The following is a 24,052-nucleotide window of genomic DNA, read 5'->3' as shown; positions in this document are numbered from 1 at the left end:
GCAACTTGCGCGCTTCGATAAAACAAGGAGCAACCGATGTCCGGTTCAATGGCCCAGGCGTTCGCGCACAATTTTCTCGGGCAATCGCCACGCTGGTACAAGGCGACCATCGTCGGTTTTCTGATCCTCAATGCGCTGGTGCTGTTCACGGTTGGCCCGGTCGCGGCCGGCTGGCTGCTGGTGATCGAATTCATCTTCACCCTGGCGATGGCGCTCAAGTGTTATCCGCTGATGCCCGGCGGCTTGCTGCTGATCGAAGCGCTGCTGCTGAAGATGACCACGCCGCAAGCGCTTTACGATGAACTGGTGCACAACTTCCCGGTGATCCTGCTGCTGATGTTCATGGTGGCCGGCATCTATTTCATGAAGGATCTGCTGCTGTTTCTGTTCTCGCGCCTGCTATTGGGCGTGCGTTCAAAAGCGGCGCTGGCGTTGATGTTCTGTTTTCTTTCCGCGTTTCTCTCGGCGTTTCTGGATGCCCTGACGGTGACGGCGGTGATCATCAGCGCGGCGGTCGGCTTTTATTCCGTCTATCACCGCGTCGCGTCCGGCAATGATCCGCGTCAGGACAGTGAGTTCGCTGACGACCAGAACCTGCCGAAACTGCATCACGCCGACCTGGAGCAGTTCCGCGCCTTCCTGCGCAGTCTGTTGATGCACGGCGCAGTCGGTACGGCGTTGGGCGGTGTGTGCACGCTGGTGGGCGAACCGCAGAACCTGTTGATCGGCCACGAAATGGGCTGGCACTTCGGCGAGTTCTTCACCAAGGTTGCGCCGGTTTCGCTGCCGGTGCTGGCAGCGGGTCTGGTCACCTGCGTGTTGCTGGAGAAACTGCGCTGGTTCGGTTACGGCACACTGCTGCCGGACAATGTTCGCGCCGTGCTGGCCAACTACGCCGCCGAAGACAATGCCGAACGCACGGCGCGCCAACGCGCAGCACTGCTGGTGCAAGGCGCTGCGGCATTGATTCTGATCGGCTGCCTGGCCTTGCACATCGCTGAAGTCGGCCTGATCGGGTTGATGGTGATCGTGTTGATCACCGCGTTTACCGGGATCACTGACGAGCACCGTTTGGGCAGTGCATTCAAGGACGCCATGCCGTTCACCGCGTTGCTGGTGGTGTTTTTTGCGGTGGTGGCGGTGATTCACGATCAACAGCTGTTTGCGCCGTTGATTCAATGGGTGCTGGCGCTACCGGTCGAGCAACAACCGGGCATGTTGTTTATTGCCAACGGCCTGCTGTCGGCAATCAGTGACAATGTGTTTGTCGCGACGATCTACATCACTGAAGTGAAGCAGGCATTCCTCGCCGGGCACATGAGTCGTGAGCATTTCGAGACATTGGCGATTGCGATCAACACCGGTACGAACCTGCCGAGCGTGGCGACACCGAATGGTCAGGCCGCGTTCCTGTTCCTGCTGACTTCGGCGATTGCACCGCTGGTGCGCCTGTCGTACGGGCGCATGGTATGGATGGCGTTGCCGTACACCTTCGTGATGGGGCTGTTGGGCTGGTATGCCGTCAGCTACTGGCTCTGACAAACACCGCGTAAAAACTGTAGGAGTGAGCCTGCTCGCGATAGCGGTGTGTCAGCCCAGGAAATGCTGACTGATACATTGCTATCGCGAGCAGGCTCACTCCTACATTTGGTCTTGGGTGGTGTCAGTGAGGCAGGATGTATTTCTCGATCGCCTGGGCCACGCCATCCTCGGTGTTCGGCGCGGTGACCACGTCAGCCTGACGCTTCACAGCCTCCTCCGCCTGACCCATCGCAATCGACAGGCCTGCGCAATGAAACATTGCCGGGTCGTTGCCGCCATCACCGATGGCCGCTGTCTGTTCCAGTGGGATCCCGAGATGCGCGGCCAGCGTTGCCAGCGCGGTGCCCTTGTTGGCCTCCAGAGCGGTCACGTCGAGATACACCGGTTGCGAACGCGAGACCTGTGCCATGCCGTTGACCTTGGGCAGCAAGCGCGCCTCAAGCTCGATCAACAGCTCAGTGTTGTTACTGGTCGCGACGATCTTGTCGATGCGCTCCAGATACGGCTCGAAACTCTCGACCACCACCGGCGGATAGCCGAGACCATGCTGCTCGCGCGGCACCATCGGCCCGTGCGGATCCTTGAGCAGCCAGTCACCGCCGCTGAACACCCAGATTTCCACATCCGGCTGATCGGCAAACGTGGCCAGCGCAATCAGCGCGGTGGTGGCCGGCAGATAATGCGCGACCAACAAACTGCCATCCGGATTGACGATGGTCCCACCGTTAAACGCCGCTGTCGGCAGATCTACGCCCAGGGCTTCAATCTGCTGCAGCATGGCTTTCGGTGGTCGACCGGTGGCGAGACTGAACAACACGCCCGCCTCACGCAACGAACGCACCGCATCAATGGTGCGCTGGCTCAACGTGTGATCCGGCAGCAACAACGTGCCGTCCATGTCACTGAGCAGAAAACGGATAGGTTGTTGCGGCAAGTCACTCATCCGAGGCCATGCCAGACGCGACCATCGCGAGTCAGCAGGTCTTCGGCAGCTTGCGGGCCGTCTTCACCGGCGGCGTAGGTCTGCACACTTGCATCCTGCTGCCAGGCGTCGAGGAACGGTTGCACCGCACGCCAACCATTCTCGATATTGTCGGCGCGCTGAAACAGCGTCTGATCGCCGGTCAGGCAGTCGTAGATCAACGTTTCGTAACCGGTCGACGGCTGCATCTCGAAAAAGTCTTTATAAGCAAAACCCAGTTCGATGTTGGCCATGTTCAACGCCGGCCCCGGCCGTTTGGCCAGCAGGTCGAACCACATGCCTTCGTTTGGCTGGATCTGGATGCGCAGGTACGTCGGCTGCAACTCGTCGACTTCGGTGTCACGGAACTGTGCGTACGGCGCCGGTTTGAAGCAGATGACGATCTCGGTGTCGCGCACGCTCATGCGTTTGCCGGTGCGCAGGTAGAACGGCACGCCGACCCAGCGCCAGTTGTCGATCATCACCTTCAGGGCGACGTAGGTTTCGGTGCTGCTGTCGGGCGCGACGTTGGGCTCTTGGCGATAACCGTTCAGAGGCTTGCCGGCAACCTCGCCCGCGCTGTATTGGCCACGTACCGAATTGGCCCGCGCCTCTTCAGTGGTCCAAGGGCGGATCGCTCCAACAACCTTGGCCTTCTCGCCTCGCACTGCATCAGCGCCGAACGCTGCCGGCGGTTCCATCGCAACCATGGCGAGCAACTGGAACAGGTGATTGGGCACCATGTCGCGCAGTGCACCGGTGTGTTCGTAAAAACTGCCACGGGTTTCGACACCGACGGTTTCGGCGGCGGTGATCTGTACGTGGTCGATGTAGTGGTTGTTCCAGAACGCTTCGAACAGGCTGTTGGAGAACCGGCTGACCAGAATGTTCTGCACGGTTTCCTTGCCCAGATAATGATCGATCCGATAGATCTGCTTCTCGGACATCACCTTGAGCAGGCAGGCGTTCAATGCTTCGGCGGTTTGCAGATCGGAGCCGAACGGCTTCTCGATTACCACCCTTCTGAACGCTTCCGGGGTTTCTTCAAGCAAACCGGCGCTGCCGAGTCGGCGCACCACTTCACTGAAGAAACGCGGCGCGGTGGCCAGGTAGAACACCGCATTGCCAGTGCCGCTGTCGGCGATTTTCGCCGCCAGCGCGGAATAAGTGCTGTCGTCCAGGAAGTCGCCCTGGACGTAGCTGATACCTTTGGCGAGCTTGGCCCACAAGGCCGGATCAAGCATCTGATCACCCTTGCCGACCTTCGCCGCCACTTCGGTGCGGATGAAGTCTTCGAGCTTCTGCGCGAAGGCCTCATCGGTAATGGCGTTGTGATCAACGCCAACGATCCGCAGATTTTCGTCAAGCAAGCCGTCGCGACTGAGGTTGTACAGCGCCGGCATCAGCAAGCGCTTGACCAGGTCGCCGTGGGCACCGAACAGAAACAGCGTGGTCGGTGGTGCGGGTTCTGCTTTGGATTTCCTGCGGATCGTATGGGTCATTTCTTCGGTGTCTCCACGTGGCCGCCGAAGCCGAAGCGCTGGGCCGATAGAATCTTGTCGCCAAAGGTGCCCTGGCCGCGCGAGCGGTAGCGCGAGAACAGCGAGTTCGACAGCACCGGGACCGGCACCGCTTGTTCCATGGCCGCTTCGATGGTCCATTGACCTTCGCCGCTGTCCGCTACGGAGCCGGAGAAGCCGTCGAGTTTCGGATCGCTGGCCAGTGCATCGGCGGTCAGGTCGAGCAACCACGACGAGACCACGCTGCCACGGCGCCACACTTCCGCGATGTCGGCGACGTTCAGATCAAAGCGCTGATCTTCCGGCAGGCGTTCGCTGGACTTGGTCTTGAGGATGTCGAAACCCTCGGCGAACGCGGCCATCATGCCGTACTCGATGCCGTTGTGAATCATCTTTACGAAGTGCCCGGCACCGGCAGGACCGGCGTGGATGTAACCGTGTTCGGCGCGGTGGTCGTCGGACTTGCGATCCTTGGTGCGCGGGATGTCACCCATGCCCGGCGCCAGTGCGGCGAACAGCGGATCGAGGCGCTGCACGGTTTCAGCGTCGCCGCCGATCATCATGCAATAGCCGCGCTCCAGGCCCCAGACGCCGCCGGAGGTGCCGACGTCGATGTAGTGCAGGCCCTTCTCGTTCAGGGTCTTGGCCCGGCGAATATCATCCTTATAGTTGGTGTTGCCGCCGTCGATGATGGTGTCGCCGGCTTCGAGCAGAGTGCTCAGGGTGTTGATGGTGTCTTCGGTGGGTGCGCCGGCCGGCAGCATGACCCAGACCGCACGCGGCTTGGCCAGGCCGGCAACCAGTGCCGGCAAATCGGCGACGCCAGTGGAGCCCTCGGCGACCAGGTTATCGATGAAAGCGGTATTGCGGTCGTAAACAACGGTGGTGTGACCGTTGAGCATCAGACGTCGCGCAATATTGCCGCCCATGCGGCCCAGTCCAATAATCCCGAGTTGCATGTGCTGATGCTCCTTACTACAAATAAATGTGTGTCATTGGTTATAGCCCAACGCGACTGATGGAGGTTAGTCCAGAGCGTTGCGATGAAGTTTCCGGGCATTGTGCCCGATCCAGACTGATAACGCCCCGAATCATGCAGAAGACACACCGACCATGAAAAATAAAAAAGTTCCATTCACAGGCAAAAGAAATCAAAATCGGCGCCGATAGTAGATCTGTACCGCAAGCCGGGACGACCTACAGTTGATGCACGCCATTTGCGAGGTGAGCAATGGGCACAGTACACACAGCAATGCCGCCACAAACCCTGTACGTGACAATCCGTCGCGATGAATTGCGCCAGTTGAAAGACGAACGCGACCAGTTGAAGCAGGAACTGGCGCAGCTGCGCCTTTTGACCCAAGGTGCGCAACCGCAACCTTTGCCGGTCGTTCAGCGTCATCCCCACGCCTGATCCCCCGCCTGATTCGGGAACGGCAGCGGCTGTTCCCGACGCGCTACCCTCTGGCCGCATGCCCCACGGCAAAAGCGCCGCTTAACAAAACTTTCACATTCTCTTCGTAATACTCCGCCCCATTCTGGCCGTACCTTCGCGTACGGCCTCCGTTCGTCGGCTTCACGGATGTTCCGGCGGTGGTTGTAACGAGTGAGCTGGAGCGCCGAATGGCATTGTTCAAACGCAGCAAAACGACTGCGACAGGTTTCGACTGGGCCGGTTTTCTCTGGCTGTTTGTATTCTTCTGGTACTTCTCGGGTATCACCCAACTGCTGATCCAGCTGACCGGTACCTCCGGCTTCACCGGGTTCCGTCAGGCGTTCGTCATGAGCGCGATCTGGCTGGCGCCGATGCTGCTGTTCCCCAAACGCACCAAACTGCTCGCCGCCATCATCGGCGTGGTGCTGTGGGCCTGCTCGATGGCCAGCCTGGGCTACTTCTTCATCTATGAGCAGGAATTCTCCCAGAGCGTGATCTTCATCATGTTCGAGTCGAACATCTCTGAAGCCGGCGAGTACATGACCCAGTACTTTGCCTGGTGGATGGTGCCGGCGTTCCTCGCGCATACCGCATTCGCTTACTTCCTGTGGACTCGCCTGCGCCCGGTGTACATGCCCCGTGGCCGTGCATTCGTCGCGGCGATGGCCATCCTGATTGCCGTAATCGGTTATCCGCTGGTCAAACAAACGATGCGTATGGGCACCTTCGCCCAAGGCTTCGAGAAATTCGAAACCCGTATCGAGCCGGCGGTCCCATGGCAGATGGTCGTGGCCTATCACCGTTATCAGGAAACCCTCGCCGACATGCAGGGCATGCTGCATAACGTCAGCAAGATCCCGCCGCTGAAAAACCTCAAGGACGCCTCGGCCGATCAGCCGAAGACCCTGGTGCTGGTAATCGGCGAATCGACCAACCGTCAGCGCATGAGCCTTTATGGCTATCAGCGCGACACCACGCCGGAACTGGACAAGCTCAAGGATCAACTGGCGGTGTTCGACAACGTCGTCACCCCGCGCCCGTATACCATCGAAGCCTTACAGCAAGTGCTGACCTTCGCTGACGAAGAGCATCCGGATCTGTACCTGTCGACGCCGTCGCTGGTCAGCATGATGAAACAGGCCGGTTACAAGACCTTCTGGATCACCAACCAGCAGACCATGACCAAGCGCAACACCATGCTCACGACCTTCTCCGAGCAGGCGGACGAACAGGTGTACCTGAACAACAACCGCAACCAGAACGCCGCGCAATACGATGGCGACGTGATCGAGCCGTTCAACAAGGCCCTGACTGATGCGGCACCGCGCAAACTGATCGTTGTGCATTTGCTCGGCACGCACATGAGCTACCAGTACCGCTATCCGCCGACGTTCGACAAGTTCCAGGACCGTACCGGCGTGCCAGCGGGCGTGCGTGACGACCAGGTGCCGACCTACAACAGCTACGACAACGCCGTGCTGTACAACGACTTTGTCGTGTCGAGCCTGATCAAGGATTATGCCAAATCCGATCCGAACGGCTTTTTGCTGTACCTCTCCGACCATGGTGAAGACGTCTTCGACTCGGTCGGCCACAAGACCCTGGGCCGCAACGAAAACAAACCGACCGCGCCGATGTACACCATTCCGTTCATGGCCTGGGCGTCGCCGAAGTGGAAAGAAAGCCACGACTGGAACTTCGCCGCTGACCTTGATCGTCCGTACAGCAGCTCGCACTTGATCCACACCTGGGCAGATCTGGCCGGTTTGAGTTTTGATGAACTCGACCACAGCAAAAGCCTGGTCAGCGACAGCTTCAAGGCCCGTCCATTGCTGATCGGCGACCCGTACCAGACGGAGCAGCGTGCGCTGATCGACTTCAGTTTGATGAAGCCGAAGAAACCCGACGTCGCGCCGGCGGGTGTCGCGCAGCAGTAACACCAGAAGGGGCCGACACCGGCCCCTTTTTCATGCTCGACACATTTTCAAATAACAATATTTCTCGTTTGACACTAAATCCCCGCCCTACCCCTCGTCTTTGAACAAACGGAATTTTTCCCTCGAAGACAAGGAGTCGGCTGCGATGTTCGCGCCCATTACCCGTTCCATGACCCTCACCCTAGGCCTGTGCGGCGCTGCGTTCAGCACCGATCTGCTGGCTGAAGCCGAAGCCGAAAAATCGCCGCAGCCCGGCAATCCGGCGCTGGAGCTGGCCGCGACCAACGTCAGCGCGCAAGGCCTGGGCACGACCACCGAGAACACCGAATCCTATACCACTGGCGCGATGAGCACGGCGACGCGGCTGAATCTGTCGATCAAGGAAACCCCGCAATCGGTGTCGGTGATCACGCGCCAGCAAATGGATGATTTCAAGCTCGGTACATTGTCCGAAGCCATGCGCCAGACCACCGGTGTGGTGGTGCAGCATCTGGATTCGGATCGGGTCAGTTATTCGTCGCGTGGTTATGCGATCAACAATTTCCAAGTCGACGGGATGCTCAACACCTTCGATCGCATGAAGTCCGACTCCGATACGATCATTTACGACCGTATCGAGGTGGTGCGCGGTGCCACCGGGTTGACCACGGGTGCGGGTGATCCGTCGGCGACGATCAACATGGTGCGCAAGCGTCCGACCGCGCAATGGCAGGCGCTGGCCGGGGTCAGTGGCGGCAGCTACGACAATTACTACAGTTACGTCGACGTCGGTGGGCCATTGGCTTTCGACGGTCGTCTTCGCGGACGCACGGTGCTGGCCTATCGCGACAATCAGTCGATCAAGGACAAATACGCGCTGCAACGGGAAGTCGGTTATGGCGTGCTGGAAGCTGATCTGACTGATTCCACTGTGCTGGCGGTCGGTTACGACTATCAGAACAAACATGTGCAAGGTTCATCCTGGGGCACCGTGCCGTACTGGAATGCCGATGGCAGCAAGGCCGGACTGGGGCGTTCGACCAACATGGCGACGTCGTGGAGTTCCTGGCCGCTGCAAGACAAGACCGCGTTCGCCACCCTCGATCAGCAACTGGCCGGCGGCTGGCGCCTGAAAGCGGCGTACACCCACCGCGAGAGCAATACCGACGGCAAGGTCTATTACGCTGGTGCCGGTTTTCCCGCAGCGGACCGCAGCGGCATGCTCGCCTACACCTCGCACATGATCGGCACGCAGAAAATGCAGGCGTATGACTTCAATGTCTCCGGCCCCTACTCGCTGCTGGGCCGTGAGCACGAAATGATGTTCGGCTATGGTGAGGCCGAGCGCCGTTCGAATTCCCCGTACACCATTGCCGGTGCGCGCCCAAAGGACTACGGAACCATCCGCGACTGGAAGTACATGGGCGACATCCCAAAATTCAGCGACACCGTCACCGACCTCACCGGTTCCAAGGACAATACCCGCCAGAAAGCCGGCTACATCGCCACGCGCCTGAGCCTGACAGATGATCTGCACGCCGTGCTCGGCAGCCGATATGGCAGTTGGGAGGCGTCCAGTACCAGCAACAGTTATGACGCCAATCGGCAAGTGACCGAGGTGGATTACACCAGCCAGAAACAGAACGACGTCTGGACGCCTTACGCCGGTCTGCTGTATGACCTGACCCCGGAATACACGGCGTACGTGAGTTACACCGACATCTTCAAGCCCCAGGGCAACCGCGACAAGAATCGCAAATACATCGACCCGGTGGTCGGCAAAAACTATGAAGTGGGCATCAAGGGCAGCCTGCTCGAGGAGCGCCTGAACCTGTCTACCGCGGTGTTCTGGAGCAAGCAGGATAACGTCGCCGAACTCGATAACTCGGTACCGGCGGATCCGGTTACTCGTGAGCAGTTCTACAAATCCGGCGGCAAGGGCAACAAGGTCAACGGCTTTGAAGCCGAAGTGTCCGGGGAAATCCTCCAGGGCTGGAACATGACCGCCGGTTACACCTACACCCACTCGGTCAACGGCGAAAGCGAGCGCACCAATACCAATCAGCCGATGAACCTGTTGCGCGTCTCCACGGCGTACCGTCTGCCGGGCGAATGGCAGGCGCTGACCGTGGGCGGTGCGGTGAACTGGCAAAGCGATGTGTATGGCACGTCGAGCCGACCGGTTGGCGGCGACACCGAAGAAGCGCGAATCGCCCAGAGCGCCTACACCGTGGTCAATCTGATGTCGCGCTACGAGTTCGACCGGCATCTATCGGCGTCACTGAACGTCAACAACCTGTTCGACAAGAAATACTATGACAACGTCGGTTTCTATAACGGCGTGTACTGGGGCGACCCGCGCACCGTCACCCTGAGTCTCGACTGGAAGCTCTGACCCCCGCCTCTCGGGCGCGGCGCACCTGTGCTTGATGTGCGCCGCAGCTGTCTGATATTGCCCCGCAACATGTTGCAAAACCCACACTGAACCGGCGTTAACCCCGTGTTAATTCATGCCACCCAGACTCTCTTCCGAGATCTGCTTCATGGACGAACGGCTCCCACTTGTTCAGTAGGAGGCACCATGAAAATCACTACCGCAATCCTTGCCGGGCTGTTTGCCCTGGGTTCTGCCAGCGTCTTCGCCGAAGGCGGCGCTGAGCGCATGCGTTATTACTACGACAACTTCCCGGTTCAGCACGCCCAGAGCGAGCAGAAGAGCGACGCCAACGCGAAAGAAATTCGCGTTCCCGCCGACCAGACGGCGCAAGTGACCGAGTCCTATCGCGACTGAGATTTAGCGAGCAACCGATGGACCTCCCGTGGCTCCGCTCTGGCCCGGGAGAAGACAGTTTGGCGCCCTGATTGGGGCGCTTTTTTTTGGGGTTAATTCAGTCGATTAGTCAGAATTGGATGTCCGGCTTTCGACTTGTGGTGAATTCGCCCCTCACCCCAGCCCTCTCCCGAGGGAGAGGGAGCTGATTTGTGGGTTTTCAAAACCTGAGTTCGGCACAATATTTCAGTTCGGCGTACCTTGCCAAAACACCTCGCTCAGTCCCCTCTCCCGAGCGAGAGGGAGCTGATTTGTGGGTTTTCAAAATCTGAGTTCGGCTCGATGTTTCAGGTCGGCGTACCTTGCCCAAACACCTCGGTCAGTCCCCTCTCCCTCTGGGAGAGGGTTAGGGTGAGGGGCTTCTAGGCCTGCAAACTCTTGATCCAGAACAGCATGCGCCCGTGATCTGGGTCGAACATGCCCGGCGCGAAGCCGAATTTTCCGTAGGCGTTCTGCGCCACAGCGTTACCTTCAAGCACTTCAAGGGTGATCTTGCAGCAACCGCGCTGGCGAGAGATTTCCTCGACTTTCTGCAGCATTTTCTGGCTCAGACCGAGGCCACGAAACTTGCCCACCACCGCCACGTCGTGGACGTTGACCAATGGTTTGCAGGCAAACGTGGAGAATCCTTCGAAGCAGTTCACCAGACCTGCCGGTTCGCCACCGACAAAGGCCAGCACGCTGAACGCATGCGGGCGACGGGCCAGTTCTTCGGGCAACCGACGCAACACGTCAGGGTCAAGCGAATGACCGCCGCCCATGGGGTCTTCTGCGTAATGATTGAGCACGATACCGATGGCCTCGGCGTGCGTTGGATTGCTGTAGCTGGCTTGAAGCACAAGAATTTCTGCGGAATCCATTTCCATCCCCGAACACACAAAAGCCCCGGCGCGCAAAGTGCGCGCTGAAAGGTTGCCTGACATTAGCGCGGGGGTGATCGGGCGGGCAACCGGCAAATGCAAAAGATCTTTTGCTTTATCAGTGCCCCCAGATCAACTCTTCGGTCCAGCCCAGTTCGGCGAAGTCCTCGGCGCGCAGTCCGCTCTCGCCGACACAGAAGAACTCATCCAGTTGCGGCGGGTTCACTGCAGTATCGCTGAGCATCGCGTGCACCTGCCCCCGGTGATGAATCTGATGCTCGAACAAATGCGACAACATGCGCAGACGACTCTCGTGCTGCGGCGTGTCACGGGCGATGGTGACGATCCGGGTCAGATCGGCATCGCGCAGTTGCTCGCAATAAGCAATCAGCCGCCGATCAACGTGAGCCTGCTCCTCGCGCAACTGCGCGCCCTCGGTAAACGGTTCGTCCGCGTTGAAAAACACATAACAGTCAGGATGCGGCTCGGCGCCGCGCAGCTCGCGCTCCAGCGCATCGACGTAGAACCAGTCGCAGGTGAGGATGTGATTGAGAGTCAGACGAATACTCGGGAAGAAACTCACCCGAGGCGCCGCCAGATCTGCCGCGCCAAGCTGCGACCAGGCCTTGGCCAGGCGATGATTGGCCCAGCCATTCTGATAAGCCATGGTCAGCAGATGATGGGATAACGCTTGGCTCATGTCGGCGCCCTCTTCACTCAAGCTTCGGCAAAACGCTGCAGCTGCATCTCCTGCAAGCGACTGAGGGTACGGCGGAACGGGAATTCCAGATAACCCTCGGTGTACAGCGCGTCCATCGGCACTTGCGCCTCGATGTACAGCGGCACCTTGCGGTCGTAGCACTCGTCGACCAGCGCGATGAAACGCCGCACACCGTCATCGTGAACCGACAATTGCGGCAACTCGCGGTCACCGGCCACCACACGTTGCGCGCCGTCTTCGGTGCCGCGCGCGATGCGCCCCTCACGTTTCTGTGCGCTGAGATTGGGCACCTCGCTCAACAGAATAGCCGTGTAGCGGTCGCACAGCGCGATGAAATCCATGGCGGCGAACGGTTGCTCGCACAGATCCGCGTAGCGGCACCACAACACCGTTTCACTGGCCTGCACCACGTTCAACTGGCGATGACCGACCGCCACCGGTTCGGCGCTGGCCGCTTGCCCGGCGGTCAATGCCGGAAAGACCTCATCCAGTGCACTGCCCGCAGACGTGGCCACAAAATAACGTTGCAGGCCCGCCCCCGGATGCAAGCGATGATCCTCGGCGCCATTCACCGCCACCACCTGCATATGCGCCTTGATCGCGGCAATGGCCGGCACGAAGCGATCGCGGTTGAAGCCGTCGGCGTACAGATCGTCGGGCGGCAGATTGGACGTACAAACGATGACCACGCCTTCGTCGAACATCACCTGAAACAGCCGACCGAGAATGATCGCGTCACCGATGTCGTTGACGAACAGCTCATCGAAGCACAGCACCCGCACCTCGGACGCCAGCTCTTTGGCCAGCGCGCGCAATGGATCGGCAATCCCGGTCAACTGGAACGAACGCTGGTGCACCCAGCCCATGAAGTGATGAAAGTGTTGGCGTCGCGCCGGCACCCGCAGGCTCTGATAGAACTGATCCATCAGCCAGGTCTTGCCGCGCCCGACCGGCCCCCACAGATAAACGCCGGTGACCGAACGGGCACCGGCGTGCAGGGATTCATGGCATTTTTGCAGTGCCCAGACCGCGTGTTCCTGGGCTTCATCCTGGATGAAACCCTTGTGTTGCACGGCGTGTTGCCAGGCGCTGAGGGGGGAGTCGAAAGTCATGCGCGGCAGTATGCCACGCCGATTACAGGGAAATATCCAGTCGGGCGATTTTCCCCTGCTCGTTCAACCGAAACGTATAGCGCAGTTGCGCCGGGCTACCGGGAAAGGTTCCGGAAATCAGCCCGTGCACCAGCACCTTGCCGGTGCGCTGCTGCACGTCCAGCACTTCGACCCGTGGCTGATAACGTTGCCCGGTGTCGTGCATCCATTGCGCGATGGCTCGCGGGCCGACTTGATGCTGGCCCTCGTCGAACACGTTGGCATCCTCGGCAAAAAAACTGGCGACCCGCGAGGTATCGCGTGCGTTGGCCGCATCGATATACGCAGCGATCGCCGGGGCCAGCGCAGAGACGGGATGGGACATGGTTGCAGCTCCTTTTGTTTGGTTCTGCGAGCATCCTAAAACAGCGTTGCGTCAGTTTTTGTCAGGAGTGAAGCGTCCGCTTTCATCCAGTTGCATCTGCTCGCGCCAAGTACGCAAAAGGTCGCTGCGCCGTCCCGGATAACCCTCGCCCTGGCGGCTGGCCGCGCTGATCCGGTCGGTGCGAAACGTGCGGTAGGCGCTGCGTAGTTCGCACCACGCGACGATGATCCGCACTTCATTGAGAAAACCCAGCGCCAATGGCCAGATCAGCCGTTGGCTGGGCACCTGCTGCGCGTCGGCGTAATCGATGTGCAGTTTGGCCTGGTCGCGGATGGCATGGCGGAACACGTTCAACGGCACGGCGTTTTGCGGAAAACCATAGCCCGGCGGGCCCGGCATCACCGTGGGATTGCGCAGCGCTTCCCGGGCCTGCGGATCGAGCACAGCGGCAATTTTCGCCAACGCATCCGCCGCGGCTTTGCCGAGGACTTCGTCACCACGCTGATCGACGTAGCGCAAACCGAGGACGATGGCTTCGGTCTCGTCGGCATTGAGCATCAGTGGCGGCAAAAACAGGCCGCTGCGCAGCACATAACCAATCCCCGCCTCGCCATGGATCGGCGCGCCGAGCGCGGTCAGCTCAGCGATATCGCGATAGAGCGTGCGCTCGGACACTTCCAGCTCGGCAGCCAGAATCGCCGCCGTCACCGGGCGCTTCTTGCCGCGCAGCACTTGCAGCAAAGTCAAAAGACGAGTGGTACGCGACACGATCGGCGGACTCTGGAGGGAAAAGATTCCGGAGCTTAGCAGAGGCTGGTGTCAGAAAGTGGCAGGAGCCTTGGCTGAAAATGTGGGAGCGAGCTTGCTCGCGAAAGCGGCGGGTCAGTCGCCAACGATGTTGGCTGAGCTGACGCCTTCGCGAGCAAGCTCGCTTCCACAGGGGGGCGCAGTATTGCGTCAAATATCGACCTTGTGTCGGGCGGCGTAGAGGCAGAGCATTTCCATCGCCAGTGTCGCGGCAGCCAATGAGGTGACCTCGGCGTGGTCGTAGGCCGGGGCGACTTCCACCACGTCCATGCCGACCAGATTGATGCCGCGCAAACCACCGAGAATCTCCAGCGCTTGCACGGTGCTCAAGCCTCCACAGACAGGGGTGCCGGTTCCGGGTGCAAACGCCGGATCCAGGCAATCGATGTCGAACGTCAAATACACCGGGTTATCGCCCACCCGCGCGCGGATCGCTTCGACAATCGCTTCGCAACCACGGCCATGCACCTGCCGGGCATCCAGTACCTGAAAGCCCATGTGATCGTCATTGGTGGTGCGCAAACCGATCTGCACCGAGCGCGCCGGATCAACCAGCCCTTCGCGCGCGGCGTGCCAGAACATGGTGCCGTGGTCGACCCGTTTGCCCTCCTCGTCCGGCCAGGTGTCGCTGTGCGCATCGAAGTGGATCAGCGACAGCGTGCCGTGCTTGCGAGCATGCGCCTTGAGCAGCGGGTAGCTGATGAAGTGATCACCGCCAAACGTCAGCATCGCGCTGCCGGCGTTGAGAATCTGCTCGGCGTGGGCTTCGATGCTTTCCGGGATGCTGTGGGGCGATCCGTAATCGAAGTCGCAGTCGCCGTAATCGATGACCGCCAAATGATCAAACGGATCGAACGTCCACGGCCAGTGACGTTCCCAGGCGATCCCGGTAGAAGCCGCACGAATCCCCCGTGGCCCGAAACGTGCGCCGGGGCGGTTGCTGGTCGCGGTGTCGAACGGCACGCCGCTGACCGCGACATCGACGCCGCGCAAGTCGCGGCTGTAGCGCCGGCGCATGAAACTGGTGATGCCGGCGTAAGTACTTTCGGCAGCAGTGCCGTAAAGGCTGTCACGGGTGATCGCCTGGTCGTTTTGCATGGGCACATCCATCGTGGTGCTCCTGTTGTTATTGATGGCTACGGAAAGTGGTCCACAGACGCGTGCGCTGACGCATGTCCTTGAGGCTCATGCTGCGATCGGCGTACAGCCGCGCACGCACCTCGCTGGGTGGATAGATGTCGGGGTCGTTGCGCACCGCCTCATCCACCAGCGGCGTCGCGGCCTGGTTGGCGGTGGCAAAAAACAGCGTGTTGGTCAACTCGGCCACGGAATCGGGGCGCAGCATGAACTCGATAAACGCCCGCGCGGCTTGCGGGTGCGGCGCGTCTTTAGGGATTGCCAGATTGTCCTGCCACACCAGCGTGCCCTCCTTGGGAATGCGGTAGGCCACTTCGTACGGTTTATTGGCCTTGTGTGCCTGATCAGCAGCCATGCTCGCGTCGCCGTTGTAGGTCAGTGCGAGACACACATTGCCACTGGCCAGATCATTGATCTGCCGGCCGGTGGCGACGTAGAGCACCGACGGCTGGAGCTTCTGCAACAGCGTTTCGGCGGCAGCCAGATCATTTTTGTCGGTGCTGTAGGGATCTTTACCCAAGTAATGCAGGGCCAGACCAATAACCTCCTGCGGCGAATCGAGAATGGCGATGCCGCAATCCTTGAGCTTGCTGGCGTTCTCGGGCTTGAACAGCAGATCAAGGCTGTTCAGCGGCACATCAGGCAAACGCTGCTGCACCGCCTCGACATTCATGCCCAGCCCCAACGTGCCCCAGGTGTACGGCACGCCGTAACGATTGCCGGGGTCGACGGCGGCCATTTTCTCCAGCAAGTCCGGATCAAGATTAGCGTAGCCCTTGAGGCCCTCGTGGGGGATTTCCTTCAGCGCGCCGGCCGCCAGTCCCCGCGCCAGGACGCTGGACGACGGTACCACCACGTCATAACCGCTGCCGCCGGTGAGCAATTTGGTCTCCAGCACCTCGGAAGTATCAAAGGTGTCGTAACGCACATGGATACCGGTTTCCTGTTCGAACCGTTGCAAGGTTTGCGGCGGCACGTAGTCGGCCCAGCTGTAGAGATTGAGGGTCTTGTCCTCGGCCTGAGCCTGAACAGCCACGGACAACAGCAGCGCGGAGAAACACAGCTTGAACACGGGAGCCATGACGAACACCTGACCGAGGAAAGTGGTTGCAGGATGCGCCGTCAGATACATTAGAAAAATAGCCGAATAATTATCCTGACTTTATCCCGGAGTAATGTGATGTTGGGTCAGCTGCACGATGTCGATTTGCAACTGTTGCGCCTGTTTGTGCGCGTGGTTGAGTGTGGCGGCTTCAGCGCTGCCCAAGGTGATCTGGGCCTGAGCCAGTCGAGCATCAGCCAGCAAATGGCCAAACTGGAAACCCGCCTCGGTTACCGTTTGTGCAGCCGTGGCAAGGCTGGCTTCAGCGTTACGCCCAAGGGTGAACAGTTGTTGATCGCGGTGCGTACATTGTTTGAATCGATCGAAACCTTCCGCCATCAATCCAACGGCGTCGCCGGCCGCTTGATCGGTGAAGTGCGCCTGGGGATTTCCGAGTCGGTCGATCAATCGGTATTGCAACGGGTGGCTGAGGCGATCCGGCGTTTTCGCGAGCGCGATGAGTCGGTGCGCATCGAGCTGATCAGCGCCATGCCCGGCGAGATGGAGCGCCTGCTGCTGCAACAGCGGCTGGATCTGGCCATCGGTTATTTCTCGCAAGTGCAAAGTGCCTTCGACTATCAGCAGTTGTTCAGCGAAACCCAGCATTTGTACTGCGCTGCCGGCCATCCCTTGTTTACCGATGAGAAGCCCAGCGATGCCGCCTTGCAGGCCTGCGACCGGGTCGATCACCCCTATCGGTTTTTGCGCAGTGACGAGCCGTTTCAGGGCAAGGTCTGTTCGGCGCGGTCGGAGCAGGTTGAGGGCACGCTGACGTTTATTCTGTCGGGTAAACATGTGGGTTATCTGCCGGATCACTATGCTCGCAGCTGGCAAGCGAAGGGCCTGCTGCGGCCAATCCGCGAGGGCGAGTTGAGTTTCGAGGTGGCATTTCATCTGGCCCGGCATCGGGCGCAGGTACCGGGGGATGCGCAAAAAGCCTTTGAAGAAGATCTGCTCAGCGCATTTGCTTGAATCGATTTAGCGGGCAACACCCGAAAAACCTGACCTTTCAGGCAGTTATTGCTCGTTGCCCTCGCCGCCCTCTTCCGGCATCCTGCGCCTCCATTTTCTGACCCGGCCCCGCCTCGCGGCGCGCAAAACACCATGACCGCCTCTGAAAAAGCCCCGCGCAACAACGACCTGATCTACGGCCTCAACGACCGCCCGCACCTGACTGCCACCGTGTTTGCCGCGCTGCAACACGTGCTGGCCAGCTTCGTCGGCATCATCACTCCCACCCTGATCATGGGCGGCGCCCTCGGTCTGCAAAGCGAAATCCCCTACCTGATCAGCATGGCGCTGTTCGTGTCCGGGCTCGGCACTTTCGTCCAGGCCAAGCGCTTTGGCCCGGTCGGTTCAGGGTTGTTGTGCCTGCAAGGCACCAGTTTCTCCTTTATCAGCGTGATTCTCAGCGCCGGTTTCATGGTCAAGGCGCGCGGTGGCGGCACCGATGAAATCCTCTCGACGATCTTCGGCGTGTGCTTTTTCGCCGCCTTTATCGAAGTGGTGCTGAGCCAGTTCATCGGCAAGCTGCGCATGCTGATCACTCCCGTGGTCACCGGCACCATCATCACGTTGATGGGCCTGTCGCTGATCAAAGTGGCAATGACCGACATTGCCGGCGGCTTCGGCGCGCCGGACCTGGGCGCAGCCAGCCATATCTTTCTGGCAGCGCTGGTGATCGGCACCATCGTTGTCCTGAACCGCGTCGACGTGCCGTTTCTGCGTCTGGGCGCGATCGTTATCGGCCTGACCCTTGGCTACGTAGTCGCATGGCTGATGGGCACGGTGGATTTCGCCTCCATGCCTGAAGTGCCGCTGGTCAGCGTGCCGGTGCCGTTCAAGTACGGCTTCAACTTCGACTGGGTGGCGTTCGTGCCGGTCGCGGTGATTTTCCTCGTGTCGCCACTGGAGGCTGCCGGTGATCTGACCGCCAACTCGATGATCTCGCGGCAACCGGTCAAAGGCCCGCTGTACATCCGCCGAATCAAGTCCGGCCTGCTCGCCGACGGCCTCAACTCGGCGATGGCTGCCGTGTTCAACAGCATGCCGATGGTGACCTTCGCGCAGAACAACGGCGTGATTCAGCTGACCGGCGTGGCCAGCCGTTACGTGGCCTTCTTCATTGCCGGTTTGCTGGTGCTGCTGGGGCTGTTCCCGATGATTGGCGCGGTACTGCAACTGATGCCGAAACCGGTACTCGGCGGCGCCGAACTGGTGATGTTCGGCACTGTGGCGGTGGCCGGGATCAAGATCCTCGCCGAGGCCGGCCTGCATCGGCGCAACATGCTGATCGTGGCGATTTCGCTGGGCATGGGCCTGGGCATCGCCGCTGTGCCGGAAGTGTTGCGCGAACTGCCGCAAGCGCTGCGCAACATCTTCGAATCGCCGATCACCGTCGGCGCGTTGTGCGCTATCGTGCTGAACATCTTCCTGCCAGAAGAATTCATCGAGCTGGAAGAAGACGACTTCGACCCGGAAGCTTCTATTCTTCAGGTCATGGAAAACCCGGATATGCCGGCCAAAGGTGAACCTGCCCCAGCGGCGGCTGTCGCACAGTTGAACCGCTGACGTCTGGCCTTTGATAGAAAGGGCTGAGCCGGCAACGGTTCAGCCCTTTTTTGTTGAGAGACCGTTTATGCGCCGTTTCCAAGCCGTCATTCTGTCGTTACTGCTGCTGTCGCTCAGCGCCTGCGCGCTATTCCCCAACCGTGATCCGGTGAACATCAACGTGGTTGGCCTCGAGCCGTTGCCGAGCCAGGATCTGGAAGTGCGCTTCGCCATCAAGATTCGCGTACAGAACCCCAATGAGACGGCCATCGACTACAACGGCATTGCGCTGGATCTAGAGGTCAACGGCCATTCACTGGCCTCGGGTGTCAGCGATCAAAGCGGTTCAATCCCAAGGTTTTCCGAGGCCATTGTTAGCGTACCGGTCAGCATCTCGGCGTTTTCGGTACTGCGCCAGACGCTGGGCCTGAGTCAAACGCAAACCCTCGATAACCTGCCCTATGTGCTGCGCGGCAAGCTTGCCAGCGGTCTGTTCGGCACCATGCGCTTTGTCGACAGCGGCAAACTCAGCCTGCCCAAGGCCACCGCCGCGACCTGGTAAAGATGCGCTAACCTGCCTCGTTCATTAAAGACATTCAGGGAAGCTGCAGGTTTATGGAAGACATGCCGACGCTGTACACCGAACGACTGATCCTGCGCCCGTTGCAACTGGCGGATGCCGAAGCCGTGCAACGCGAATTTCCGCATTGGGACGTGGTGCGTTATCTGAACGCGGCCGTGCCATGGCCGTATCCGGAGGACGGTGCTTTCGCCTACCTGCGTGACATTGTCTTGCCGGCGGTTGCAGCGGGTAAGGAATGGCCTTGGACGATTCGCCTGAAATCGGCACCGGAGCAATTGATCGGCAAGATCAGCCTGATGGATCAGGCCGACAACCACCGTGGTTTCTGGCTGGCGCCGGCGTGGCAAGGTCAGGGCTTGATGACTGAAGCTTGCGCAGTGGTGACCGATTACTGGTTCAACGTTCTGCAACGCCCGGTGATGCGCGTACCGAAAGCGGCGCCGAACATTGGCTCGCGCAAGCTCTCGGAGCGCGCAGGGATGCGTTTGATTCGGACAGATGAAGGTGATTTTGTCGGAGGGCGTTTTCCTCGGGAGCTGTGGGAAATCACCCGCGAAGAATGGCTGAAGCGCCACTGATTTCCAGACACACCACCGATCCATTGTAGGAGTGAGCCTGCTCGCGATAGCAATCTGTCAGTTAACGATTATGGTGTCTGGCAGACCGCTATCGCGAGCAGGCTCACTCCTACAGGGTTCGGTGTCAGGCAGTACCCTATGTGTTGAAGCGCACACCCGGTTTGGCCCGCTCATCCACACTCAACTCAAACACATCCGGCCGCGCATAGTGGCCGACCACATCGTAGTCATACCGCGCGCGCACCAGTTCATCGGTGTCGATTTCCGCCGTGAGCAACCCCGCCTCGCCGCGCAACGGTCCCGCCAGCACATCGCCCATCGGCCCGACAATCACGCTGCCACCGGCAATCAGCGGACGCTCCGCCGGCCAATTGGCAATCTCGACACCCAGCGCCTGAGGCGATGCTTGCACCTGACACGCACTGACCACAAAGCAGCGACCTTCATGGGCGATGTGGCGCATGCTGACTTGCCACATTTCACGCTCGTCCACGGTCGGCGCGCACCAGACTTCAATGCCTTTGGCATACATCGCCGTGCGCAGCAGCGGCATCATGTTTTCCCAGCACACCACCGCGCCGAGCTTGCCGACCTGGGTGTCAAACACCGGCAAGGTCGAGCCGTCGCCCTTGCCCCAGATCAGTCGTTCGGTGCCGGTGGGCATCAGTTTGCGGTGTTTGCCGATAAGCCCTGCCTGCGGGTCGAAATACAGCGCCGTGCAATACAACGTGCTGCCTGCGCGTTCGATCACGCCGATCACCAGATTGGCCCCGGTGCGCGCCGACAGCCCCGCCAGCGCTTGCGTCTCGGCGCCCGGCACATCGATCGCATTGGCGAAGTAACGAGCGTAGGCTTCGCGGCCCTCAGGCAGGCGATAACCCAATTGCGTGCCGAAGCCCTCGCCTTTCGGATAACCGCCCAGCAGTGCTTCCGGCATCACCACCAGCGCCGCGCCGGATTCGATGATCGCGCCTTCCCAACTCAGAATCTGTTCCAGGGTGGCGTCTTTGCCTTCGGGCAAGGCGCCGATTTGCAGCGCAGCAACAATTGATTTGGGCATCGAGGTGACTCCATCAGGTTCAGATGTTGCTGATTCTGCGGCGCCACGCGATCATGAATAAAGCCCCTCTCGCTGCTGAATGATATGAGCCAAATGAATATCGCCACGGTCGACCTCAATCTGCTGAAAGTCTTCGAAGCCCTGCATGAAGAATCCAGTGCCAGCCGCGCAGCGCTGCGGCTGGGCGTCACGCAATCGGCGGTCAGTGCGGCGCTGCGGCGGTTACGCGAGGTCTATGGCGATCAATTGTTCGTGCGCACCGGGCGCGGGTTGGCACCGACGCTCAAGGCCAATCAACTGAAACCGGTAGTCAGCGAAGCATTGAACAAGTGTCGGCAAAGCCTGGCGATGGTCGACCCGGCGGCCAATCAATACGAGGGTCGCTCGGTTACCGTAGGGCTATCGGACGACTTCGAGATTGCCTACGGTCGCCGGCTGATCGAGGAAATTGCCCGCAGCGCACCGAAACTTCGACTGATCTTTCGCCAGACCCACAGCCAGATTGTCGCCAGCGCCTTGATGGAGCGCAGCATCGATCTGGCGATCACCGCCGGCGGTTTTGCCGAACGCTTGCTCAGTCGTCAGGTGTTGGGCGAAGGCGGCTATGCCTGTCTGCTCGATCCAGCGAGCCTGGCGCCCGGCCAGCAGCAGATCGACCTCGACGAGTTCGTCGCCCGCGAGCACATTCTGGTGTCGTCCGGCGGTTTTATCGGGATCACCGATGAGGGCCTGGCGGCGCTGGGTCTGAGTCGCCGGGTGTGCGCCTCGACCACGCATTTCGCCGCGCTGCCGTACTTGCTCAAAGGCAGTCGCGCGGTGGCGACAATTCCGGCGCATGCCGCCGAGAGCATCGCCGCGCTCAGTGGTCTGGCACTGTTGCCCTGCCCGCTGCAATTGCCGCGTTATCCGATCGAACTGGGCTGGCGCACCAGCACGCAGATCGATCCGGTGGTGGTCAAAGTCCGCGAGGCGATTGCCGCGACGTTCACCTGAGTTGTTACTTGTTGGCGGCCATCAGGCGATTGACTTCACTGCGCACCATGTTGGCGAACTCCGGCGGCGACATGCCGTCCAGTTCCGCGCGGACCCACTCGGCCCATTTGCCTTTGCGCTTGCCACGCTCGCCGAACAAACGCGCGGCTTCGCCTTTGGCTTTGCCCAGATTGTTCTGCCAGAGTTCGAACAGACGGGATTTCTCGTCTTCCAGCGCAGCGCGCTCTGCGAGGGATTTGTCGGCCAGATTGAAACTCATGGGGAATTATCCTGCTGCGTAAAATGGCGACATCTTACACGCTCGACGGAAATCTCCCGCGCAGGATTTTCTTTCTGTCCTAAATTCAGTGCAACTTTTCAGCAAGCGCCACACTCCATTGATCACTGTCCATTCAACTGCAAGGAGTCACCCAATGGCCCGCAAATCCGCCGTGCAAGCCGCCGAAGATCAAATCAAGGATCAGGCCTTCAGCGAACTTCAGGCTCTGATCGAAGAGTCGGACAAACTGCTCAAGAGCAGCGCCTCACTGGTCGGCGAAGAAGCGGAAACGCTGCGCGGACAAATCGCCCTGAAACTGCAGCAGGCGCTGGACTCGGTGTCGAGCGTACGTGATCGCACCAAACCGGCGGTCGATGCCACCGAAAGCTACATCGGCGGTCATCCATGGCAGACCGTGGCGATCTCCGCCGGTTTCGGTCTGGTGGTCGGTTTGCTGCTCGGCCGTCGCTGAGTCAAACGCACACAAAAAAGGCGAACCCGCGGGGTTCGCCTTTTTTATGCCTGAAAGGTTTTAACGGCCTTGGGCTTTCAAAACCCGAGTTCGACTCGATCTCTCACGTCGGCGAACCTCACCCATTCACCTCGGTCAGTCCCCTCTCCCTCCGGGAGAGGGCTAGGGTGAGGGCCTTTCGATCTCCCCCGCCAACTCACGCAACTGCGCCAATGTCTGTGCATCCAGCACAATACCCTCAGCCAGCGATTTGCTGCGCTGCCAATGCCGGCGATCGCCCGGTAAACGCTTGAGCCCGACGCCATGCATCTGCCGAACCAATTCCCCACTGCGTTCGGCAAAACTCTGCCCGGCAGCCTTGCTCGGGTCGATGACGATCAACAACTGTCCGGTCCATGGCGTTTTCGCCCCGGGATGATTGGACCAGTCGAACTCGAATGAAAAATTGCCCCCCGTCAGCGCTGCCGCCAACAACTCGACCATCATCGACAACGCCGAACCTTTATGGCCACCGAACGGCAACAACGCACCGCCTTCGAGAATCGCTTGCGGATCCTGGGTCGGCTGTCCAAGGCTGTCCACGCCCATTCCGGCCGCTAGCCGTTCGCCCTTGCGCGCGGCGATCTGCACATCGCCATGGGCAATGGCGCTGGTGGCCAAATCGAAGACAATCGGCGCGGCACCGGCCCGTGGCGCAGCAAAGGCAATCGGATTGGTACCGAACAATGGCCGGTCGGCGCCGTGTGGCACCACGCAGGTCATGCTGTTGACCACGCTGAGCGCCACCAGCCCCTCATCGGCAAACGGCTCGACATCCGGCCACAGCGCGGCGAAATGATGGGAGTTGCGAATCGCCAAGACGGCGATCCCGGCGTCACGGGCCTTTTCCACCAGCAACGACCGCGCAGCCGCCAGTGCAGGCTGAGCAAACCCGTTGCCAGCGTCCACCCGCACAAATCCACTGGCGACATCTTCGACTTGCGGCACGGCGTGGCCGTTGACCCAACCGCTTTTCAGAGTCGAGACGTAACCGGGGATACGGAACACTCCGTGACTGTGCGCGCCATCTCGCTCAGCACCGGCGCAGTTGGCGGCCAACACCCGAGCGACCTCGACAGAGGTGCCGTGGCGCAAAAAAATCGTTTCAAGCAGTTGCGTCAATGCTTCAAGTGATAACACCGACGAAGCGGCGACAGAGACATGATCGTGTGGCGCAGACATCTGAAGCTCCAGAGTAATTATTGGAGGGA

24 protein-coding genes are annotated in these 24,052 nt (G+C 60.1%); 11 read left to right on the top strand and 13 right to left on the bottom strand.

Going from position 1 to position 24,052, the window contains the following annotated elements; all coding sequences use genetic code 11:
• The first annotated feature begins 36 nt into the window (after positions 1–36).
• The gene (gene nhaB / locus GTU76_RS13380) at positions 37–1,539 is read left to right on the top strand and encodes a sodium/proton antiporter NhaB (RefSeq protein WP_180698804.1); all 1,503 of its coding nucleotides are present in this window, start codon (positions 37–39) and stop codon (positions 1,537–1,539) included.
• A gap of 124 nt (positions 1,540–1,663) precedes the next feature.
• Here the strand turns inward: nhaB and GTU76_RS13375 are convergent, their stop codons facing one another.
• Genes GTU76_RS13375 through gnd form a run of 3 tightly spaced genes read right to left on the bottom strand, consistent with a single transcriptional unit; the run spans position 1,664 to position 4,982 of the window.
• Positions 1,664–2,485 (bottom strand): HAD family hydrolase, encoded by an 822-nt coding sequence (locus GTU76_RS13375; RefSeq protein WP_175554257.1) that lies wholly within the window; start codon positions 2,483–2,485, stop codon positions 1,664–1,666.
• Entirely contained in the window at positions 2,482–4,005 is a 1,524-nt protein-coding gene (gene zwf / locus GTU76_RS13370; protein WP_180698803.1) for a glucose-6-phosphate dehydrogenase, read from the bottom strand. The genes GTU76_RS13375 and zwf overlap by 4 nt, the downstream gene beginning before the upstream one ends.
• Positions 4,002–4,982 (bottom strand): phosphogluconate dehydrogenase (NAD(+)-dependent, decarboxylating), encoded by a 981-nt coding sequence (gene gnd, locus GTU76_RS13365; RefSeq protein ID WP_008082539.1) that lies wholly within the window; start codon positions 4,980–4,982, stop codon positions 4,002–4,004. The genes zwf and gnd overlap by 4 nt, the downstream gene beginning before the upstream one ends.
• A gap of 272 nt (positions 4,983–5,254) precedes the next feature.
• On the opposite strand from gnd, the gene GTU76_RS13360 reads away from it, so the two are divergent.
• The 4 genes from GTU76_RS13360 to GTU76_RS13345 all read left to right on the top strand — a co-directional run bounded on the left by GTU76_RS13360 (position 5,255) and on the right by GTU76_RS13345 (position 10,165).
• A complete protein-coding gene (locus GTU76_RS13360) occupies positions 5,255–5,437 on the top strand; it encodes a DUF6026 family protein (RefSeq protein WP_016983768.1) in 183 nt (60 codons plus the stop codon).
• Between the two features lie 209 nt (positions 5,438–5,646).
• Positions 5,647–7,395, top strand: a complete 1,749-nt coding sequence (locus GTU76_RS13355) for a phosphoethanolamine transferase CptA (protein WP_180698802.1) — start codon at positions 5,647–5,649, stop codon at positions 7,393–7,395.
• A 145-nt stretch (positions 7,396–7,540) separates the two neighbouring features.
• Positions 7,541–9,769, top strand: coding sequence for a TonB-dependent siderophore receptor (locus GTU76_RS13350; protein WP_180698801.1), 2,229 nt, complete (start codon positions 7,541–7,543; stop codon positions 9,767–9,769).
• Between the two features lie 186 nt (positions 9,770–9,955).
• Entirely contained in the window at positions 9,956–10,165 is a 210-nt protein-coding gene (locus tag GTU76_RS13345; protein ID WP_016983771.1) for a hypothetical protein, read from the top strand.
• Positions 10,166–10,566: 401 nt separating this feature from the next.
• Here GTU76_RS13345 and GTU76_RS13340 read toward each other — a convergent pair whose 3' ends face one another.
• The 7 genes from GTU76_RS13340 to GTU76_RS13310 all read right to left on the bottom strand — a co-directional run bounded on the left by GTU76_RS13340 (position 10,567) and on the right by GTU76_RS13310 (position 16,286).
• Complete coding sequence (locus GTU76_RS13340; RefSeq protein WP_180698800.1) at positions 10,567–11,064, bottom strand: GNAT family N-acetyltransferase; 498 nt, start codon at positions 11,062–11,064, stop codon at positions 10,567–10,569.
• A 118-nt stretch (positions 11,065–11,182) separates the two neighbouring features.
• Positions 11,183–11,764, bottom strand: a complete 582-nt coding sequence (locus GTU76_RS13335) for a DinB family protein (protein WP_026000428.1) — start codon at positions 11,762–11,764, stop codon at positions 11,183–11,185.
• 17 nt (positions 11,765–11,781) lie between these two features.
• Complete coding sequence (zapE, locus tag GTU76_RS13330; RefSeq protein ID WP_180698799.1) at positions 11,782–12,897, bottom strand: cell division protein ZapE; 1,116 nt, start codon at positions 12,895–12,897, stop codon at positions 11,782–11,784.
• Between the two features lie 22 nt (positions 12,898–12,919).
• Entirely contained in the window at positions 12,920–13,261 is a 342-nt protein-coding gene (locus GTU76_RS13325; protein ID WP_016982850.1) for a nuclear transport factor 2 family protein, read from the bottom strand.
• A 51-nt stretch (positions 13,262–13,312) separates the two neighbouring features.
• On the bottom strand, positions 13,313–14,029 hold the full coding sequence (locus GTU76_RS13320; protein WP_180698798.1) for an HTH domain-containing protein: 717 nt from the start codon (positions 14,027–14,029) through the stop codon (positions 13,313–13,315).
• 189 nt (positions 14,030–14,218) lie between these two features.
• Complete coding sequence (gene speB / locus GTU76_RS13315) at positions 14,219–15,178, bottom strand: agmatinase (protein WP_180698797.1); 960 nt, start codon at positions 15,176–15,178, stop codon at positions 14,219–14,221.
• A 16-nt stretch (positions 15,179–15,194) separates the two neighbouring features.
• Positions 15,195–16,286 (bottom strand): polyamine ABC transporter substrate-binding protein, encoded by a 1,092-nt coding sequence (locus GTU76_RS13310; protein WP_180698796.1) that lies wholly within the window; start codon positions 16,284–16,286, stop codon positions 15,195–15,197.
• A gap of 99 nt (positions 16,287–16,385) precedes the next feature.
• Between GTU76_RS13310 and GTU76_RS13305 the strand changes: the two genes are divergently transcribed.
• The 4 genes from GTU76_RS13305 (at position 16,386) to GTU76_RS13290 (ending at position 20,018) form a co-directional block, all read left to right on the top strand.
• On the top strand, positions 16,386–17,279 hold the full coding sequence (locus GTU76_RS13305) for a LysR family transcriptional regulator (RefSeq protein WP_180698795.1): 894 nt from the start codon (positions 16,386–16,388) through the stop codon (positions 17,277–17,279).
• 132 nt (positions 17,280–17,411) lie between these two features.
• Complete coding sequence (locus tag GTU76_RS13300; RefSeq protein ID WP_016982855.1) at positions 17,412–18,878, top strand: nucleobase:cation symporter-2 family protein; 1,467 nt, start codon at positions 17,412–17,414, stop codon at positions 18,876–18,878.
• A 67-nt stretch (positions 18,879–18,945) separates the two neighbouring features.
• Positions 18,946–19,419: an LEA/WHy family protein gene (locus GTU76_RS13295; protein ID WP_180698794.1), complete on the top strand. Its 474-nt coding sequence runs from the start codon at positions 18,946–18,948 to the stop codon at positions 19,417–19,419.
• A 53-nt stretch (positions 19,420–19,472) separates the two neighbouring features.
• A complete protein-coding gene (locus GTU76_RS13290; RefSeq protein WP_180698793.1) occupies positions 19,473–20,018 on the top strand; it encodes a GNAT family N-acetyltransferase in 546 nt (181 codons plus the stop codon).
• A gap of 136 nt (positions 20,019–20,154) precedes the next feature.
• Here GTU76_RS13290 and GTU76_RS13285 read toward each other — a convergent pair whose 3' ends face one another.
• A complete protein-coding gene (locus GTU76_RS13285; RefSeq protein ID WP_016982858.1) occupies positions 20,155–21,078 on the bottom strand; it encodes a carbon-nitrogen hydrolase family protein in 924 nt (307 codons plus the stop codon).
• 84 nt (positions 21,079–21,162) lie between these two features.
• On the opposite strand from GTU76_RS13285, the gene GTU76_RS13280 reads away from it, so the two are divergent.
• The gene (locus GTU76_RS13280; RefSeq protein WP_026000430.1) at positions 21,163–22,071 is read left to right on the top strand and encodes a LysR family transcriptional regulator; all 909 of its coding nucleotides are present in this window, start codon (positions 21,163–21,165) and stop codon (positions 22,069–22,071) included.
• A gap of 4 nt (positions 22,072–22,075) precedes the next feature.
• Here GTU76_RS13280 and GTU76_RS13275 read toward each other — a convergent pair whose 3' ends face one another.
• Positions 22,076–22,330 carry a hypothetical protein gene (locus GTU76_RS13275; protein ID WP_007917411.1) on the bottom strand — a complete coding sequence of 85 codons (255 nt, stop codon included), beginning with the start codon at positions 22,328–22,330 and terminating at the stop codon, positions 22,076–22,078.
• A gap of 154 nt (positions 22,331–22,484) precedes the next feature.
• Between GTU76_RS13275 and GTU76_RS13270 the strand changes: the two genes are divergently transcribed.
• On the top strand, positions 22,485–22,802 hold the full coding sequence (locus GTU76_RS13270) for an ElaB/YgaM/YqjD family protein (RefSeq protein ID WP_016982860.1): 318 nt from the start codon (positions 22,485–22,487) through the stop codon (positions 22,800–22,802).
• Positions 22,803–22,964: 162 nt separating this feature from the next.
• Here GTU76_RS13270 and GTU76_RS13265 read toward each other — a convergent pair whose 3' ends face one another.
• Entirely contained in the window at positions 22,965–24,023 is a 1,059-nt protein-coding gene (locus GTU76_RS13265) for an Ldh family oxidoreductase (protein WP_180698792.1), read from the bottom strand.
• Between the last annotated feature and the right edge of the window lie 29 nt (positions 24,024–24,052).

The sequence above is a fragment of the Pseudomonas crudilactis genome, from assembly GCF_013433315.1.
GTDB classification, from domain to species: Bacteria; Pseudomonadota; Gammaproteobacteria; order Pseudomonadales; family Pseudomonadaceae; genus Aquipseudomonas; species Aquipseudomonas crudilactis.
Note: the sequence above shows the minus strand (reverse complement) of the source record. Positions and strands in the feature narration are given on the sequence as shown.